This window comes from Pseudoduganella buxea (assembly GCF_009720835.1).
GTDB lineage: Bacteria > Pseudomonadota > Gammaproteobacteria > Burkholderiales > Burkholderiaceae_D > Rugamonas > Rugamonas buxea.
The window spans coordinates 1-17,821 of the sequence record NZ_WNKZ01000103.1 but is presented as its reverse complement, the minus strand read 5'-3'; the positions used below and the strand labels follow the sequence as shown (position 1 = coordinate 17,821).

At 66.2% G+C, this 17,821-nt stretch carries 16 protein-coding genes and 1 other RNA gene; 5 read left to right on the top strand and 12 right to left on the bottom strand.

What is annotated here, in order from left to right; genetic code table 11:
• A partial coding sequence (gene dnaX, locus GM672_RS23965) for a DNA polymerase III subunit gamma/tau (protein ID WP_155473046.1) occupies positions 1-1,173 on the bottom strand: 1,173 nt, incomplete at its 3' end.
• Between the two features lie 108 nt (positions 1,174-1,281).
• On the opposite strand from dnaX, the gene GM672_RS23960 reads away from it, so the two are divergent.
• Complete coding sequence (locus tag GM672_RS23960) at positions 1,282-1,956, top strand: hypothetical protein (protein ID WP_155473045.1); 675 nt, start codon at positions 1,282-1,284, stop codon at positions 1,954-1,956.
• A gap of 122 nt (positions 1,957-2,078) precedes the next feature.
• Here GM672_RS23960 and ffs read toward each other — a convergent pair.
• An RNA gene (gene ffs, locus GM672_RS23955) (signal recognition particle sRNA small type) lies at positions 2,079-2,177 on the bottom strand.
• A 45-nt stretch (positions 2,178-2,222) separates the two neighbouring features.
• A complete protein-coding gene (ubiD, locus tag GM672_RS23950) occupies positions 2,223-3,707 on the bottom strand; it encodes a 4-hydroxy-3-polyprenylbenzoate decarboxylase (RefSeq protein ID WP_155473044.1) in 1,485 nt (494 codons plus the stop codon).
• Positions 3,708-4,223: 516 nt separating this feature from the next.
• On the opposite strand from ubiD, the gene GM672_RS23945 reads away from it, so the two are divergent.
• Positions 4,224-5,123, top strand: a complete 900-nt coding sequence (locus GM672_RS23945) for a transglycosylase SLT domain-containing protein (RefSeq protein ID WP_229417912.1) — start codon at positions 4,224-4,226, stop codon at positions 5,121-5,123.
• A gap of 236 nt (positions 5,124-5,359) precedes the next feature.
• Here GM672_RS23945 and nusB read toward each other — a convergent pair whose 3' ends face one another.
• The 3 genes from nusB to ribBA form a co-directional block, all read right to left on the bottom strand.
• Positions 5,360-5,830 carry a transcription antitermination factor NusB gene (nusB, locus tag GM672_RS23940; protein WP_155473042.1) on the bottom strand — a complete coding sequence of 157 codons (471 nt, stop codon included), beginning with the start codon at positions 5,828-5,830 and terminating at the stop codon, positions 5,360-5,362.
• A gap of 96 nt (positions 5,831-5,926) precedes the next feature.
• On the bottom strand, positions 5,927-6,415 hold the full coding sequence (ribH, locus tag GM672_RS23935; RefSeq protein WP_155473041.1) for a 6,7-dimethyl-8-ribityllumazine synthase: 489 nt from the start codon (positions 6,413-6,415) through the stop codon (positions 5,927-5,929).
• 93 nt (positions 6,416-6,508) lie between these two features.
• Positions 6,509-7,624 (bottom strand): bifunctional 3,4-dihydroxy-2-butanone-4-phosphate synthase/GTP cyclohydrolase II, encoded by a 1,116-nt coding sequence (ribBA, locus tag GM672_RS23930; RefSeq protein WP_155473040.1) that lies wholly within the window; start codon positions 7,622-7,624, stop codon positions 6,509-6,511.
• A gap of 269 nt (positions 7,625-7,893) precedes the next feature.
• Between ribBA and GM672_RS23925 the strand changes: the two genes are divergently transcribed.
• From GM672_RS23925 to GM672_RS23915, 3 genes are all read left to right on the top strand, one after another.
• Positions 7,894-11,373 (top strand): EAL domain-containing protein, encoded by a 3,480-nt coding sequence (locus GM672_RS23925; protein ID WP_155473039.1) that lies wholly within the window; start codon positions 7,894-7,896, stop codon positions 11,371-11,373.
• A gap of 81 nt (positions 11,374-11,454) precedes the next feature.
• Positions 11,455-12,336: an SMP-30/gluconolactonase/LRE family protein gene (locus GM672_RS23920; RefSeq protein WP_229427781.1), complete on the top strand. Its 882-nt coding sequence runs from the start codon at positions 11,455-11,457 to the stop codon at positions 12,334-12,336.
• Between the two features lie 190 nt (positions 12,337-12,526).
• Positions 12,527-12,949: an OsmC family protein gene (locus tag GM672_RS23915; RefSeq protein WP_155473038.1), complete on the top strand. Its 423-nt coding sequence runs from the start codon at positions 12,527-12,529 to the stop codon at positions 12,947-12,949.
• A gap of 16 nt (positions 12,950-12,965) precedes the next feature.
• On the opposite strand, the gene GM672_RS23910 is transcribed toward GM672_RS23915, so the two are convergent.
• From GM672_RS23910 to GM672_RS28510, 6 genes are all read right to left on the bottom strand, one after another.
• A complete protein-coding gene (locus GM672_RS23910) occupies positions 12,966-14,720 on the bottom strand; it encodes a cation:proton antiporter domain-containing protein (protein ID WP_155473037.1) in 1,755 nt (584 codons plus the stop codon).
• Positions 14,721-14,798: 78 nt separating this feature from the next.
• Positions 14,799-15,422, bottom strand: a complete 624-nt coding sequence (locus GM672_RS23905; RefSeq protein ID WP_155473036.1) for a riboflavin synthase — start codon at positions 15,420-15,422, stop codon at positions 14,799-14,801.
• A gap of 60 nt (positions 15,423-15,482) precedes the next feature.
• Positions 15,483-16,556: a bifunctional diaminohydroxyphosphoribosylaminopyrimidine deaminase/5-amino-6-(5-phosphoribosylamino)uracil reductase RibD gene (gene ribD, locus GM672_RS23900; RefSeq protein ID WP_188916097.1), complete on the bottom strand. Its 1,074-nt coding sequence runs from the start codon at positions 16,554-16,556 to the stop codon at positions 15,483-15,485.
• Between the two features lie 32 nt (positions 16,557-16,588).
• A complete protein-coding gene (locus GM672_RS23895; RefSeq protein ID WP_155473034.1) occupies positions 16,589-17,224 on the bottom strand; it encodes a GspH/FimT family pseudopilin in 636 nt (211 codons plus the stop codon).
• The gene (locus GM672_RS23890; protein ID WP_155473033.1) at positions 17,152-17,631 is read right to left on the bottom strand and encodes a type IV pilin protein; all 480 of its coding nucleotides are present in this window, start codon (positions 17,629-17,631) and stop codon (positions 17,152-17,154) included. The genes GM672_RS23895 and GM672_RS23890 overlap by 73 nt, the downstream gene beginning before the upstream one ends.
• Positions 17,628-17,821, bottom strand: a 194-nt coding sequence (locus tag GM672_RS28510) for a hypothetical protein (protein ID WP_170300216.1), incomplete at its 5' end; no start/stop codon positions are given. The genes GM672_RS23890 and GM672_RS28510, both read right to left, overlap by 4 nt.

Sequence of the window (17,821 nt, the reverse complement as noted above, 5' to 3'; positions counted from 1 at the left end):
GGCGGCGCGGGCCGGATTCGGGCCGGCCGGGCGGGCCGCTACGGGCGCGCCGGGCAAGCCTTCGGCACCGCCGACGCCGGGGCGAAAGGCCAGCATCCGCAGCAGGGTCATCGAGAAACCGGCATATTCGTCCGGCGCCAGGCCCAGCTCGTTGCGGCCGTGCACGGCGATCTGGTAATACAGCTGCACCTCTTCCGCGTCGAACAGTCCGGCCAGGCGCATGATGTCGGCATATTCCGGCAGGTCCTGCGGCACGGCGGCCGGCACCGACTGGGCCAGCGCGATACGGTGCAGCAAGGTGCCCAGGTCCTGCAGGGCGCCGTTGTAGGACAGGCTGCGGCTGGCCATCTCGTCGGCCACGGCCAGCAGTCCGGTGCCGTCACCGGCGGCCAGTGCGTCGAGCAGGCGGATCAGGTAGGACTGGTCCAGCGCGCCCAGCATGCCCTGTACTGCTTCCAAGGTGACGGCGCCGGCCGCATAGGCGATGGCCTGGTCCGTCAGCGACAGTGCGTCGCGCATCGAACCGTGGGCGCCCTGGGCCAGCAGGCGCAAGGCCGGCTGCTCGAAGGTGACACCTTCCTGGCCCAGGATATTTTCCAGGTGGCCGACAATATGGCCCGGCGGCATCTGCTTCAGATTGAACTGCAGGCAGCGCGACAGCACGGTGACGGGAATCTTCTGCGGGTCCGTCGTGGCCAGGATGAACTTGACGTGCTCGGGCGGTTCTTCCAGCGTCTTCAACATCGCGTTGAAGGCGTGGTTCGTCAGCATGTGCACCTCGTCGATCATATAGACCTTGAAGCGCGCATTCGACGGTGCATACACGGCCTGCTCCAGCAGCTGGGCCATTTCGTCGACGCCCCGGTTCGACGCCGCATCCATCTCTATATAGTCGACGAAGCGGCCGCCGTCGATGGCGGTGCACGCTTCGCACACGCCGCAGGGCGTGGCCGTGATGCCGCCGTTGCCGTCGGAACCCGTGCAATTGAGCGACTTGGCCAGGATGCGCGACAGCGTGGTCTTGCCCACCCCGCGCGTACCGGTAAACAGATAGGCATGGTGCAACCGGCCGGAACCGAGCGCATGCGTCAGGGCACGGACGACGTGCTCCTGGCCGACCAGCGTTTCGAAATTCCGGGGGCGATACTTACGGGCGAGGACTTGATAGGACATGGCAGGATTTTACCGCAGACGAGCGGGCGTGAGGTCAACAATAGGGATTCCGCTCGGCTTTCCATCGGGAATGCCTTACACTGAAGTTTTCTTTCTCATAACAAAATCATGAAGAGACTGCTGCCCCGAATCATGCCCCTGCTGCTGGTCGCCGTGCAGGCCGGCGCCCTGGCCGAGGAACGCGATTGGCTGACCTACCGGAAACTGATCGAAGCTTCCCGGCTCGACAAGTTCCACGCCCTGCCCGCTGCCGAACGGGACAAGCTCGATATGTATATCCACCTGGAGCCGGCGGACAAGACCCTGAACCTGCGCGACGTCGCCCTGACTGTCGTGCACGGCGCCACGCGCACGCCACTGCCGATCGACGCCGACGGCAACCTGCGCCTTGTGCCGAACGCCCAATGGCTGGCCGAGGATGCCAGGATCCTGACCAACCAGCCGAAGCAGTCGAAGGTGTCGATGGGGCCGGCGCTGAACGCCATCGTCCCGGCCGGCACGCAGTGGCGCTACGAGGCGCTGATGGGCAGCATTTCCCAGTCGAACGCGGCAATCGGCAAGATGGCCGGCGCCTTGAGCATGTTCGCGCCGACGATCCGCTCCGTCATCCTGAAGTTCGACGGACCGGCCCAGCTGACGATCCAGAGCAAGGCCGGGGCGAAACAGTACGCGACGGATGGAAAGCAGCAGATCCGCCTGAAGCCGGACGCCGCGCTCGTGAAGGAAAATCCGCCGATGGTGCTGACCAGCAGGCCGCGCGAGGCCGAGCTGGATTCGGAATAGCCGCACCTGGCCGGGCCCGTGTCGACATTCGTGCCTGACCCCGATGTCGACACGGGCCCGGCTATAGACGAATGGTGAGCCAATAAAAAAGCTGCCGTGAAGGCAGCTTTTTCAAGAGATTAGGAGGCGAGCCTGATCTGCGGCACTTGCGGTGAACAGCTGTGGCTGCTTCGTTCCCGACCTGACCAGGTTAGCCATGCCGCAATGCGCAGGGGCCCGCCAGACCAAATTATAACACGCCCCGTGCGTTGCAACGCACTGGTGCGTTAAATGCCCAGCTGCTGCCAGATGCCGTCCACTTTTGCCTTCACCTCCGGCGTCATCTGGATCGTCGTGCCCCACTCCCGGCTCGTCTCGCCCGGCCATTTATTCGTGGCATCGATGCCCATCTTGCTGCCCAGGCCGCTGACGGGCGAGGCGAAGTCCAGGTAGTCGATCGGCGTGTTGTCGACCAGGGTCGTGTCGCGCGTGGGGTCGACCCGCGTCGTGATGGCCCAGATCACTTCCTTCCAGTCGCGGATATTGACGTCCTCGTCGACGACGACGATGAACTTCGTATACATGAACTGGCGCAGGAAGCTCCACACGCCGAACATGACGCGCTTGGCATGCCCCGCGTACTGCTTGCGGATCTGCACGACGGCCATGCGGTAGCTGCACCCTTCCGGCGGCAAATAGAAATCCGTGATCTCGCTGAACTGCTTCTGCAACAGCGGAATGAACACTTCGTTCAGCGCCAGGCCCAGCACGGCCGGCTCGTCCGGCGGCTTGCCCGTGTAGGTCGAGTGATAGATGGGGTCGCGCCGCATCGTGATGCGGTCGATCGTGAAGACGGGGAACCAGTCCTGCTCATTGTAATAGCCCGTGTGGTCGCCATACGGTCCTTCCAGTGCGTGCTCGTAGCCGCTCGGGTGGTTCGCATCCGGATAGATATGCCCTTCCAGCACGATCTCGGCCGAGGCCGGCACGCGCAACTCGCTGCCGATGGCTTTCGTCAGCACCGTGCGGCTGCCCCGCAAGAGGCCCGCGAACTGGTATTCGGACAGGCTGTCCGGCACCGGCGTGACGGCGCCCAGGATGGTGGCCGGGTCGGCGCCCAGCGCGACGGCGATGGGGTACGGCTGGCCAGGGAATTTGATGCAGTGCTCGCGGAAGTCCAGCGCCCCGCCCCGGTGCGCCAGCCAGCGCATGATGACCTTGTTGCGGCCCAATACCTGCTGGCGGTAGATGCCCAGGTTCTGGCGCTTCTTGTTGGGGCCTTTCGTTACCGTCAGGCCCCACGTGATCAGCGGCGCCGCGTCGCCGGGCCAGCAGTGCTGGATGGGCAGGCGCGCCAGGTCGACGTCATTGCCTTCCCATACGATCTCCTGGCAGGGGGCGCCGCGCAACTCCTTCGGCGCCATGTCCCACACGGCCTTCACCAGCGAACCCATGTCCATCATGTCGCGCAGGCCCTTGGGCGGCTCCGGTTCCTTCAGCCGCGCCAGCACGTGGCCGATGCGGCGCAGTTCGCTGACATCCTCGGCGCCCATGCCCAGCGCGACGCGGCGCGGCGTGCCGAACAGGTTGCCCAGCACGGGCATGTCGAAACCTGTAGGATTTTGAAACAGCAGAGCAGGTCCGCCGGCCCGCAACGTGCGGTCGCAGACCTCCGTCATCTCCAAATGTGGTGAAACTGGCAAGGAAACGGCCTTCAATTCGCCAATTACTTGCAATTGAGCAATAAAATCCCTCAGATCTGAATATTTCATACAATTTTTACGTTTTTTTCGCTATCGACGGTCGGCGTGAGCTTCGCCGGACAAGTGGTTGATTCTATTGGTTTTTGCTAACATTCGTCGGCGCGCATTAGATTCAAAAGTTATAAAGAACGTTGGTGTTAGTATTGACGTGATATAAACTGGCTTCTACAATTCGCTTACTTGAAGAGGACATGGCAAAAATGCCAACGAAATTGTCACTCATTCATTCACGGAGTCGGGGCTCCACATGACATTTTAAGGAGTGTTTTCACAGGGCGTCTGCCCTTGGCCGCGGTTGGCCACTCCCCGAAAAAAGTTGTATTGCGACTGGTTTCACTTACGAATCAGCTCTGGCAAGCAATGATGCGGTCTTCCAGGCACCTCCCGGTGTCGGGGGACGATAACAATTCTGATGCACGGCAATTGCACAGCAACGGTGCCGCGTGGTGTTCAGCGCGCGGTGGGGGCATGCTTTTTACGGACATTGCAGGAGTTCTAATGATAAATCGCTTTACTGGGCTGGCCATGTCAGCCCGCTTGCTGGCCAATGGTCCGGCAGCGCGCCTTGGCGCGCAACGTATTACCTTGCGTAGTCTTTTCACGACGGCGCACCATGCGCTGACCATCTTCGGCGTCTCGGCCATCGTCATGATCGCCGTACTGTATGTGCGGCCCGACCTGGCGCACTCGCTGTCCCAGGCCCTGGCGGCACGTCCCGCGGCGGCCATGCCGGCACCCGTGACGGCACCGCCGCTGCACGAGCTGATGGAAGCGCCGGCCGTCACGGCCGCCGCCGCCGAAAGCAAAGTGCTGAGCCCTGCCGAAGAGAAAGCCCTGCTGGGCACCCGCAAGCAGCAGCAGTGGGTGACCGAGTGGCTGTCCAAGCGTTACCGCGTTGCAGGCGATGCCGCCAACATGCTGGTATCGACGGCCTACGTGACTGCGCGCGAGATCAAGATCGACCCGCTGCTGATCCTGGCCGTGATGGCGATCGAATCGCGCTTCAACCCGTTCGCGGAAAGCCCCGTCGGCGCCCAGGGCCTGATGCAGGTGATGTCCAAGGTCCACCACGACAAGTTCCAGGAACTGGGCGGCGTGCAGGCGGCTCTGAATCCGGTGGCCAATATCCGTGTCGGCTCGCTGATCCTGAAGGATTACGTGACCCGCGGCGGCTCCGTCGAAGCGGGCCTGAAAAGCTATGTGGGCGCCGGCGCCTTTGCCACGGACGACGGCTACGGCTCGCGCGTGCTGGCCGAATACAAGCGCCTGAAACTGGTCTCGGCCGGCAAGAAGGTCCCCACCTTCACGCCGCCCGCCCAGTCCGCCCCGGCAGCCCCGTCCGTACCGGCAACCGTGACGGCCAGCGCCCAACCCCAGGAAGCGCCGGAACCGCCGGCACCGGAACCGGAACTGGCCGGCCTGTAAGCCACCCGCCTGTATATGAAAGTCACCTCGCGGTGGCTTTTTTTACGCCCGCGTCGCCGGACGCATTCGGTGTCAGACACCTGATCCGCATACGATGTCGCTTCAAAGCCGGTCGGTCCGCCGCAGCGGTCAGGCACCGGTTTTCGAGCAAGCTTCGCCAAACAGGTATCTGACACGGAAGCGGCGGCAACAAAAAAGCCACCCAAGGGTGGCTTGCGTGCAGGTGGCGGGCCGGATCAGCGCTTCTTGTCCGACGCCACTTCGTCGCTGCGCAGGCGCGGGGCCAGCTTGTCCAGCACGCCGTTGACGTATTTGTGGCCGTCGATGCCGCCGAAGGACTTGGTCAGCTCGACCGCTTCGTTGATGACGACGCGGTAAGGGATGTCCAGCTGGTTCTTCAGTTCATACGCACCCAGCAGCAGTACGCCGTGCTCGATCGGCGACAGCTCGTCGATGCCGCGGTCCACCAGCGGTGCGAAGGCTGCGCGCAGCTCGATCGACTGCTCGATCGCGCCGTACAGCAGGGCCGCGAAGTACTCGCCGTCGGCCTTGTCGAACCCGTGCGCGGCACGGATATTGTTGACGACGGTCTTGGCGTCTTCGTTATTGAGCAGCCACTGGTACAGGCCCTGCAGCGCGAACTCGCGTGCGCGGTGACGCGGCGTGCGATTCTTGCTGGGGTTGGCGTGGAGGGGTTTTTCGTTCATGGTCGTTTCCTAAAAATTCGGGGCAGGCTGGCCCATCGTGGCGGCCCACCCCGGGCAGGCGCCCGAACGGCCCTGCCCTTGCTTGCTCGTTCCTGCTTATTCTTCTTCCGTGCCGTCCTGGTGCAGCTCTTCCAGGGCGATCGCCAGGTTGGCCATCTCGACGGCCACGCGGGCCGCGTCGGCGCCCTTGGTGGCCATGCGCACTTCGGCCTGCTCGTCGTTTTCCGTCGTCAGCACGGCATTGGCGATGGGGATGCCGTAGTCCAGGCCGACGCGGGTGATGCCGGCGCCCGACTCGTTCGAGACCAGTTCGAAGTGATAGGTTTCGCCACGAATGACGGCGCCCAGTGCCACCAGGGCGTCGAACTGGCCCGATTCGGCCATCTTCTGCAGCACCAGGGGAATTTCCAGCGCGCCCGGAACGGCCACGTGCAGCACGTCCTCGTCCGCCACGCCCAGTTGCTTCAGTTCAGCCAGGCAAGCTGACAGCAGGCCATGGCAGACGTCCTCGTTGAAACGGGCCTGGACGATGCCGATGCGCAGGCCTTCGCCATTCAGATTGGTTTCGTAGCTTCCTACGGTCATGACGAGCCTCTTATATATAGTATGGAAATCGAAGAATACCCCGGACGGCGCCGGGCCAGCGCCCGCGCGCACCGTCCGGCGTGCAGATCTTGTTTATTGCTGGTCCGGCTTGGCCAGGTAACCCGTCACTTCCAGGTCGAAGCCCGTCATCGACGGCATCTTGCGCGGACTGGCCAGCAGTTTCATGCGGCGCACGCCGAGGGCGCGCAGGATCTGGGCGCCGATGCCGTAGCTGCGCAGGTCCATGCTGGCAGCGCGGCCTTGCGGCTTCGTCTCCGGCTTGTTCAGCGCCTCGAGCTGGCCGAACAGCTGGTCGGCCGTTTCGCCGCAGTTGAGCAGCACCATCACGCCGTGGTCGGCTGCCTTGATGGCCTTCAGCGAAGCCGACACGTTCCAGGAGTGGGTGGTCGCTTCGGTTTCCAGCAAGTCCAGGATCGAAACGGGCTGGTGCACGCGCACGAGCGATTCGCGCTCCGGGTCCACTTCGCCGTGGACCAGGGCCAGGTGGGCCGAGCCGCTTGGCGTGTCGCGCCATGCGATCATCTGGAATTCGCCATGGGCCGTCTTCAAGGTGCGCTCGGCAACGCGCGTCACCATGCATTCCTTCTGGCTGCGGTAGTGGATCAGGTCGGCGATGGTGCCGATCTTCAGGCCATGGTCCTTGCCGAATTCCAGCAGGTCGGGCAGGCGTGCCATGGTGCCGTCGTCCTTGACGATCTCGCAGATGACGGACGCGGGCGTCAGGCCGGCCATCGCCGTCAGGTCGCAACCGGCTTCCGTGTGACCCGCGCGCATCAGCACGCCGCCATTGACGGCGCGCAGCGGGAAGATGTGGCCCGGCTGGACCAGGTCGTCCGGCTTGGCGTTCTTGGCCACGGCCACCTGGATGGTGCGGGCGCGGTCGGCCGCCGAGATGCCGGTGGTAACGCCCTCGGCCGCCTCGATCGACACGGTGAAGTTGGTGCCGAACGAAGTGCCGTTGCGGGTCGCCATCAGCGGCAGTTCCAGCCGGTCGACGATTTCCTCGGCCAGGGTCAGGCAGACGAGGCCCCGGGCGTGACGGATCATGAAGTTGATGGCTTCCGGCGTGACAAAGTCGGCCGCCAGCACCAGGTCGCCCTCGTTTTCGCGGTCTTCCTCATCGACCAGGATCACCATGCGGCCGGCGCGCAGCTCGGCGACGATTTCTTCGGTGCTGGAGATAGACATGTTTTATATCCTTTGCGTGTTTCCCAACCAGCTATTTTAATGGATTTGGCGCCACTCCACCGGACATTCCTCCGGCAATCATTGCCCGAAAAATGGGGTCTGTCCCCATTTTTGCGGAAACATTGCCAAGAAAATGGGGTCTGTCCCCATTTTTCCGGCAATTCTAGGCTCGACAACAGTCGTGCGCCCGCCGCCACGGGGCCGGAGTAGCATGGCTTGACGATCACTGGCCTCGGCTAGTGGCGGCACTGAAAGGAATCCGCGGGCCCATGTCCACCATCCTGATCGTCGACGACCGACCCACCAACCGCGAATACTTGCTGACCTTGCTCGGCTTCACGCCGCACCAGCTGCTGGAGGCGGCCGACGGCGCCCAGGCGCTGGAATTGTGCATCGAGCACCACCCCGACCTCGTCATCACCGACATCCTGATGCCCACGATGGACGGTTACGAGTTCGTCCAGCGCCTGCGCGCCACGCATGGGCTGGCCCACACGCCCGTGATTTTCTTCTCGGCCACCTACTCGATGCCCGAGCTACGGGCCATGGCGGCCAGCTGCGGCGTGCGCAGCGTGCTGCCGAAGCCGGCCGATCCGCAGTCGATCCTCGATGCCGTCAACCTGGAACTGGGCGATGCGCCGCACCTGACCATGCCCAGCGACGTGGCGCAGGCGGTGGCGCATGTGGCGCCCGCGCCCGTGACGCCGCCGCCGGCACCGGGCACGGTGGAACGGATGGCCGCGCTGCACGAGCTGAGCCTGCGCCTGAACGGCCAGCGCGAGGCCGCCACGATGGCGCTGCTGTTCTGCGCGGCGGCCGCGCGCATCCTGCAGGCCGATATCGTCGTGCTGTGCCTGCTGGACGCCAACGAAAGCGCCGTCCAGCATATCGAAACGCGCGGCATCGACCCGGCCCTGGTGGCGCCCGCCCTGCTGGACCGGGCCAATTTCCCCGGCGCGATGATGAACGGCACCGACATCGTGCGCAGCTGCCGCGCCGATGGCGACATGCCGGCCCTGCCCGGCGGCCACCCGGAAGTGGCGAACCTGCTGGGCCTGGCCGTACGCGACCAGTACCACCTGTATGGCTGGCTGTACGTGGCCGAGCGCCGCCATTCGCACTGCTTCGACGACACCGACGAGCAGTTCGTGCGCATGCTGGCGGCCCAGCTGGCCGTGGCCTACGAGAACATGAACCTGTACGAGGTGATCCAGCGTCACGCCGCCCAGCTGCAGATGGAAGTTTCCGCACGCCGCCATGCCGATGCCGCCCTGCGCGCCAGCGAAGCACGCTACCGGGCCATGACGCAATCGGCGCCGGACGCCATCATCGGCTCGGACATGAACGAGAACGTGGTGCAGTTCAACCGGGCCGCCGAAGCCATGTTCGGCTACACGGAAAGCGAGATGATCGGCCAGCCCATCACGGTGCTGCTGTCCGAGCGCTCACTGCCCGGGCACCGCGAACGGGTGGCGCGCTACCGCCAGAGCCGGGAACGCTCGTACAGCGGGCGCATCGTCGAACTGGTCGTGCGGCGCAAGAACGGCGAGGAATTCTCCGCCGAACTGGCCCTGTCGGCCGCCAATATCGACGGCGAACCCATCTTCACCAGCATCCTGCGCGACATCACGGCCCGGCGCGCGCTGGAAGAACGGCTGCGCCTGGCGGCCCAGGTCTTCGACAGCACCCAGGAAAGCATCACGATGACGGACGCGCACGCCAACATCATTGCCGTCAACCGCGCTTTCGAGCAGATCACGGGCTATACGGAAAACGAGGTGCTGGGCCAGAACCCCCGGCTGCTGCGCTCGGGCCGGCATGACGGCGCCTTCTACCGGGCCATCTGGCACAGCCTGGAAACGCAGGGCCAGTGGCGCGGCGAAATCTGGAACCGCCGCAAGAACGGCCAGGTCTATCCGGAACGCATCAGCATCAATGCCGTGCACGATCAACGCGAGCAGGTGACGGCTTACGTCTCCGTGTCCAGCGACATCAGCGCGCTGAAGGAAGCCCACACGCAGCTCGACTTCCTCAGCAACCACGATCCCCTGACCCTGCTGCCGAACCGCAACCTGCTGAACGACCGCCTGCAACTGGCCATCGACGCTGCCCAGCACAGCGGCCGCCAGGTGGCCCTGCTGCTGTTCGACATCGACCGGCTGCAGCGCATCAACGACGCCCTTGGCCATGAGGTGGGCGACGCCCTGCTGCGGGAGCTGGCGCGGCGCGTCTCGGCCATCGTCACGCCGGGCGACACCCTGGCCCACCTGGGCGCGGACGAATTCGCCCTGCTGCTGACCAATACGCCCGAAGTGGACGACGTCATCGTCGCGGCACGCAAGCTGATGGCGCAGGTGGCCGAACCGGTGCAACTGGCCGGCCAGGACCTGTACGTGACGGCAAGCGTCGGCATCAGCATGTACCCGCGCGATGGCAGCACGGCCAGCGCGCTGCTGATCGGCGCGGACGTGGCGCTGTCCCACGTCAAGGATGGCGGGCGCAACAGCTTCCATTTCTACACGGGCGAGATGAACGCCCACGCGCTGCGGTGGATGTCGCTGGAAATCCACCTGCGCCACGCCATCGAGCGCCAGGAGCTGCGCCTGTATTACCAGCCGCAGGTGTCGCTGGCCGATGGCCGGGTCAGCGGCATGGAAGCGCTGCTTCGCTGGCAGAGCGCGCAGCTGGGCATGGTGCCGCCGGGCGATTTCATTCCGCTGGCCGAGGACAGCGGCCTGATCCTGCCGATCGGCAACTGGGTCATCGAGGAAGCGTGCCGCCAGAACCGGGCCTGGCAGCTGGCGGGCCTGCCGCCCATGACGGTGGCCGTCAATGTGTCGGCGCGCCAGTTCGCCGTCGGCACCGTGCCCGCCGTCGTGCGCGCCGCGCTGGCCGCCAGCGGGCTGGCACCCCGTTACCTGGAAGTGGAGCTGACGGAATCGGTGATGATGCACGACGCCGAACAGGTGCAGGCCCAGCTGAACGAGCTGTCGGCGTTGGGCGTGTCCGTGTCGCTGGACGACTTCGGCACGGGCTATTCGTCGCTGGGCTACCTGTCGCGCTTCCGGCTCGACAAGCTGAAGATCGACCAGACCTTCGTGCGCAACATCACGAGCGACCCCAGGAGCGCCGCCATCGCCCAGGCGACGACGGCACTGGCGAACGGCCTGAACCTCGTGGTGGTGGCTGAAGGGGTGGAAACGGAGGGCCAGCTGGCCTTCCTGCGCAATATGGGCTGCGACAAGATCCAGGGCTACCTGTTCAGCCGCCCGCTGCCTGCGGACGATCTGGCCGTCCTGCTGCGGGAGCAGCGCTGCCTGCCACCGACGGACGCCGCACCCGCCACGGAGCGTACGCTGCTGCTGGTCGACGACGAGCCGGGCGTGCTGCGGGCGCTGGAACGGGTGTTCCGGCGGGAGCGCTACCGGCTGCTGACGGCGGCCAGCGCGGAACAGGCGCTGGAACTCCTGGCCACCAACGAGGTACAGGTGATCGTGTCGGACCAGCGCATGGCAGGCATGAACGGCACGGAGTTCCTGGCCCGCGTGCGCGAGCTGTATCCCCACACGGTACGCATGATCCTGTCCGGCTATGCGGACCTGGCCAGTGTGACGGAGGCGGTGAACCGGGGCGCCATCAGCAAGTTCCTCAGCAAACCGTGGGACGACGACGAACTGCAGCAGCTCGTGCGCGCCGCCTTCATCCAGGCGGAAAAGGACGGCGCAGCCAGGGCACGACAGGCCGTTTGAGCGTATTGAGGCAGCATCAAGATAGCGCCACCACGGCATTTCGGGTAAGGTATTGCCTCCATTAACTCGCCTTGGAACATCGTGACCGCATCGAACCTGACTCCGAATTGCCTATGGCCGCTGGGCGCCGAACTGGGCGAAGGCCCGCTGTGGCATGCCGCCGAGCAGCGCCTGTATTTCGTCGACCTGGTCGGCAATGCGCTGCATGCGCTGGACGCGGACGGCGGCCGGCACAGCTGGCAGTTGCCGACCTATATGTGCTGGCTGCTGCCGCGCAAGGATGGCGACGGCTTCATGGCCGGCCTGCGCGACGGCATCGTGCGCCTGTGGCTGGCGCCGGAACTGCGCATCGAATACCTGCACCGCCCGCTCGAGCAGGAAGGCGTGCGCCTGAACGACGCCAAGGTCGACGCACACGGCCGCATCTGGGCCGGCTCGATGAACGCCGGCAATGTGCACAGCCCGGACGGCAAGCTGTACCGGCTCGACCCGGACGGCAGCCTGCACACGGTACTGACCCAATACCATATCTGCAACGGCCCCACGTTCAGCCTGGACGGCAGCACGATGTACCATAACGACAGCCTGCTGGGCCGCACCTATGCCTATGCAGTGCAGACCGACGGCAGCCTGGGCACGCCGCGCCTGTGGCGCCAGTTCGGCGAAGGCGAAGGCTCGCCGGACGGCATGACGGTCGACAGCGAGGATTGCGTGTGGATCGCCCAGTGGGGCGGCAGCCGCGTCTGCCGTTACAGCCCGCAGGGCGAACTGCTGGCGACCATCGCCATGCCCGTCGAGCAGCCCTCCTCCGTCGCCTTCGGCGGCCCGGACTACAAGACCCTGTACATCACCAGCGCCTGGCAGGACTACGACGCGGACAAGCACGCCCGCGACCCGCTGGCCGGCGCGCTGTTCAGCGTACAGGTCGACGTGCCCGGCGTACCCGCCCACCAGTTCGGCTGACCCCCGTTCGGAAAATTGGGGGACTGTCCCGGATTTTTCGGGGAATGTCCCGGCATTTGTGAAGTTGCTCGAAAAATGGGGTCTGTCCCCATTTTTGGGCAAGCGCCGGCTCTGGCTTAAGCGGGACGTCGTGGTCGGGCCAAAGGCTATACCATGCCTGGGTTATCCACCCACCACGAAGGAGCGCACGATGAAAACAAACGGTTCGGCAGTCTGGTCAGGCGGCATCAAGGACGGCAAGGGTGCCATCAGCACCGCCAGCGGCGCCATGAAGGAGCATCCGTATGGCTTTGCCAGCCGCTTCGAAGGCAAGCCCGGGACCAATCCCGAGGAACTGATCGGCGCGGCCCACGCGGGCTGCTTCACGATGGCGCTGTCGCTGATCCTGGGCGAAGCGGGCCTGACGGCCGACAAGATGGAAACGAAGGCCGAGGTGACGCTCGACAAGCTCGAGGACGGTTACGCCATCACGGCCGTGCACCTGACCTTGCAGGCTTCCATCCCTGGCGCGGACGATGCCAAGTTCCAGGAACTGGCCGCCAAGGCCAAGGCGAACTGCCCCGTGTCGAAGCTGTTGAACGCCAATATCACGCTGGACGCCAAGCTGGCCTGAAGCGCCACGCGGCAGCTCAATGCCGCCGCGTGCCCGCCTCGTCCGGCAGTTGCGCGGCGGCGATGCGCTCGCTGCGCTCGACCTGGATGTGAAAGCCGGCGGCCCCGTCGGGCATGCCGGCCGCGCCCAGCGCGAAACGGGCCAGTTGCAGGCCCGATTCCACCGTTTCTGAAATGACCTCGTTGGCCCCGGCCGCCTTCAGCGCGCGCGCATGCTTCTCGTCGCGGGCCCGCGCATAGATCGGCAGCGCCGGGTAGCTGCGCCGCAAGGCCCGCACCGCTTCCAGCGCCGACTTCGGATCGTCCATCGTCAGCACCACGGCCGCGCATGCGCCGATGCCCACACGCGTCAACAGGTGCGGCATCGACGCGTCGCCCGAAAAGACGTCGGGCGAGCGTTCGCGGCCTGCCTTGACGAGGTGGTGGTCGCGGTCGATCGCCACGTGGCCAATGCCTTGGCGCGCCAGCACCTCGGCCACCAGTTGCCCGACCCGGCCATAGCCGCCGATGACGATATGGCCGGTGCGGCCGTGGGCGCCGTTCGTTGCCCCGGCGGCCGTGCTGGCGCCGTGCCGGTTTTCCCACCAATGCGCGAAGCGCTCGCCCGCCGCGGCACTGGCGGGCGCGGCCAGCATGCTCAGGCTGACGACGACAAGGAAGAACTGGCCGGCCGACGGCGGCAGCAATTGACTGGTCACCGCATAGCCCAGCACGATAAAGGCAAACTCGCCACCCTGGCCCATCAGCAAGCCCGCGTGCACGGCCTGGCCCAGGCCCTGGCGCCACAGCAGCAGCGCGACGATGCTGGCCTTGACCAGCAGCAGGCCGAGCACGGAAGCGGGCAGCCAGAACGGATACTCGGCCACGGTGCGCAGGTCCAGTTGCATGCCGACCGACATGAAGAACAGCCCCATCAGCAGGCCCCGGAACGGCTCGACGATCATTTCCACTTCGTACTGGAACTCCGTGTCGGCCAGCAGCAATCCGGCCAGCAGCGCGCCCAGCGCCATCGACAGCCCCGCCGCCGCCGTGGCCGCCGCCGTGCCCAGGGTCAGCAGCAGGATCAGCGCGACGAAGATCTCCGGCTGGCGCTGCACGGCAAAGGCGGCGAACATGGGCCGTGCCACGCGCCGGCCCACCAGGTAGACGGCCGCGATCGTCAGCGTTGCCTTGCCCAGCGCCAGCAGCAGCACCAGCCCCAGCGCGCCGCCACTGGCCGTGCTGCCGGCCAATCCTTCGACGAGGATCAGGATCGGCACGACGGCCAGGTCCTGCAGCATCAGGATGGCGAAGCAGGCCTGCCCCAGCGGCGAAGCGAGGCCCTGGCCCCGGCTGAGCAGCTGCATGACGACGGCCGTGGACGACATCGCCAGGGTCAGCCCGATCGTCAGCGCTGCGCCCGGCGGGTTGCCGAAGGCCAGCGCACAGCCGCCGATGGCAGCAGCCGTCAGCCCGACTTGTAGAATGCCCGTGCCGAACACGTGCCGCCGCAGCGCCCAGATGCGCGCCGGCGACAGTTCCAGCCCGATCATGAACATCAGGAACAGGATGCCCAGCTCGGCCACATGCTGGACGGCGGCGATATCGTGGAAGGTGATGTCGGCCAGCAGCGGCACGGCATCGGCCCAGCTGCCCAGCCCCTGCGGGCCGAAGCACAGGCCCACCAGCAGGAAGCCCAGCATCTGGTTGATGCGCAGGCGCTGCAGCAGCGGCACGGCCAGGCCCGCCAGCAGCAGGAACAGCAGGACTTCTCGGAGGTGGGCGATGGTCATGGATAACCCGGTGAAACCGGGGACAGTCCCCTGTTTTGAGGAAAGTTGCCTTGAATCAGAGGACTGTCCCCGGTTTTCCTAGCGGGCCGCCTGCTCCACCGACAGCATGCGCTCGACGTAGCGGGCGATCAGGTCGATTTCCAGGTTGACCTTGCTGCCCACCACCAGGTGCTTCAAGGTTGTCACCTGGATCGTGTGCGGAATCAGGTTGATCGAGAAGCGGCAGCCTTCGGCCACGTCCTCGACCCGGTTGACCGTCAGCGACACGCCGTTGACGACGATCGAGCCCTTGAAAGCCAGGTACTTTGCCAGCTCGCGCGGCGCTTCCACCACCAGTTCATACGACTCGCCGACCGGCTCGAACTTGCGCACGACACCCAGGCCGTCGACGTGGCCGGAGACCAGGTGACCGCCAAGGCGCTCGGCCAGGGTCAGGGCTTTCTCCAGGTTCACTTCGGTGGGCGTGTCCAGCCCTGCCGTGCAGTTCAGGCTTTCGCGCGAGACATCGACGACGAAGCTGCTGTCGCTCTTTTCCACCACCGTCATGCAGGCGCCGTTGATGGCGATCGAGTCGCCCAGGCCGACGTCGGCCAGGGGCAAGGGGCCCGCGTCGATGTCCAGGCGCACGCCTGCATCGTGGCCGCCGGGCAGCGGGGTGACGGTCTTGATCTTGCCGACGGCGGCAACGATTCCAGTAAACATGGGAGGGTCCTGTAGTTAAGCTTTGGTTAGGCGGTATTCAGTAGGTTTGATAGGCCGGCATCACGCCTGGTCGGTGAAGCGTGCCAGGATGCGCAGGTCGTCGCCGACAGCCTGCACCTGGTGGAACCTGAGGGTGTGCTTGCGCGCCAGGTCGGTCAAGGCGGGCAGCGCGAACATACCCTGGGCGTCGCCGATCAGCGCCGGGGCCAGGTAGACCAGCAGCTCGTCGACGCAGCGCTCGCGCACCAGCGAGCCGTTCAGCTTCGTGCCCGCCTCCACATGCAGCTCGTTGACCTGCCGCCGCCCCAGCTCGCGCATCAGCTCCGGCAGATCGACCTTGCCCTGCGCGTTCGGCAAGGTGATGACTTCGGTGCCGCCGGCGCGCAGCACGGCTTCCCGCTCGTGATCGCGCACCGCGGCCACCACCAGGGCGCCGCCGCCGGCCAGCACCTTGGCGGCCGGATCGATGTCCAGGCGGCTGTCGATGACGATGCGGTGGGGCTGGCGCGGCGTCGCCACGGCGCGCACGTTCAGTTGCGGGTCGTCCGCTTTGACGGTGCCGATGCCGGTGAGGATGGCGCAGGCGCGGGCGCGCCAGGCATGGCCGTCGGCGCGCGCCGCATCGCCCGTGATCCACTGGCTGCTGCCGTTGTACAGGGCCGTCATGCCGTCCAGGCTGGCGGCCGTTTTCAGGCGCACCCACGGCAACTGGCGGCGCATGCGCGAGAAGAAACCGATATTGAGTTCGTAGGCCTCGTCGGCCAGCAGGCCGGAAGAAACCTCGATGCCCGCCGCCGCCAGCCGCGCCAGGCCCTGCCCCGCCACCAGCGGGTTCGGGTCATCCATCGCCGCCACCACTCTCGCCAGGCCCGCCCCGACCAGCGCGTCGCAGCAGGGCGGCGTGCGGCCATAATGGCTGCACGGCTCCAGGGTGACGTAGGCGGTGGCGCCGCGCACGTCGACGCCGCGCCGCCGTGCATCCTTCAACGCCTGGATTTCCGCGTGGTCCTGGCCGGCCGGCTGGGTCACGCCCTCGCCGATGACGATGCCATCCTTGACGATGACGCAGCCGATATGGGGATTGGGCGACGTCGTGTACAGGCCCTTCGCAGCCCATTCCAGCGCCAGACGCATGGCCTCGAGGTCGTTGTTGATGCACGTGATGTTCATGTTTCGTCAGCAGCCTTCGTCTGCCCGGGCTGGCCGGCCGCTTCGCAGCCCCGCTCGCGGCGGGGGTCGCACAGGCGCGCCCGGCCCAGCATATTGATCTTGATATTGCGTTCCTCGCCGCCCAGGCGCAGCGACAGCGTGCCCCAGTTGGCGGCCGTGCCGTTGCCGGCGCGGCAAGTCCGGCCGGCACTATTATAGGCGACATACCATGGCGGCGCAGCGGCGGACAGGCGCGACCAGATACGCAGGCCGTCCGCCACGGGGCCGTGCCGGAACAGGATGTCGTCGCCAAGGCCGGGCCGGCCGTTGCCGTCGCGGTCGGCGAACACGGTCCAGCCCTGTCGCCAGGCGCCGTTGCCGTCGACGGGCGCGACGACGACGATCTCGGCCCGCCCCAGCGCGGCCGAACGGGCCAGGTGGAGCGAAGCCAGCAGGTCCGCCGCGGCGACGCGGATGTGCTGGCGCGCGACAAAGGCGCGCAGGTCAGGCACGGCCGCGCCCAGCAGCACGCCGGCCACGGCCAGTGCCACCAGCAGTTCCACCAGGGTGAAGGCGCGGCTCAGCGCCAGCAGCGCCGGCCGGGGCCCGTGGCGCGCCGTTCGCCCGTGCTGGTCAGTATCAGTTGTTCGCATTCGCTGTCCCGGAATTGGGTATCGACCCGGCGCGTGCCCGGCGTGGCCACCAGCTGCACGCACCGTTCGATGGTGTCGTTATCGCAGGCGCGCCCGGCGATTTCGTAGGCGCTGCGGCCGGCGCTGGCGCCGGAATACCAGCGAAACAGCCGCGCGTCGGCGTCCGCCGCCTCTGCTCCGAAAGCCACGTAGCGGTTATGCAGCGTGTAATAGCGCTCCTGCTGCTGCATCAGCTGCTGCAAGGCGCCCTGGGCCTCGGTGCGGCGCTGGCGCACCACGTGCTGGCCGAAGTCGGGATAGGCCGCCGCGGCGATGATGCCCGCCACCGCCAGCGCGATCAGCAGCTCCACCAGCGACAGCCCGGTGCCCTCGCGCTGCAGCGCCTCCGGGTTTTGCGTTCGTCTCATGGCTCCCTCCTCGCCAGTGTATCGGCCTGGCCGGCCCTCGACCCGGCGGCGGCGCCGTGCAGCTGGCGCCAGTTCGCCACCTCGCGCCAGCTCAGGCGCCCCGCCGGCAAGGTGACACGGCTGGTGGGGCCGCGCCGCAGCGCGCCACGGGCACCCAGGTTGACGACATCGGTGCTGCGCGCCACGAGAT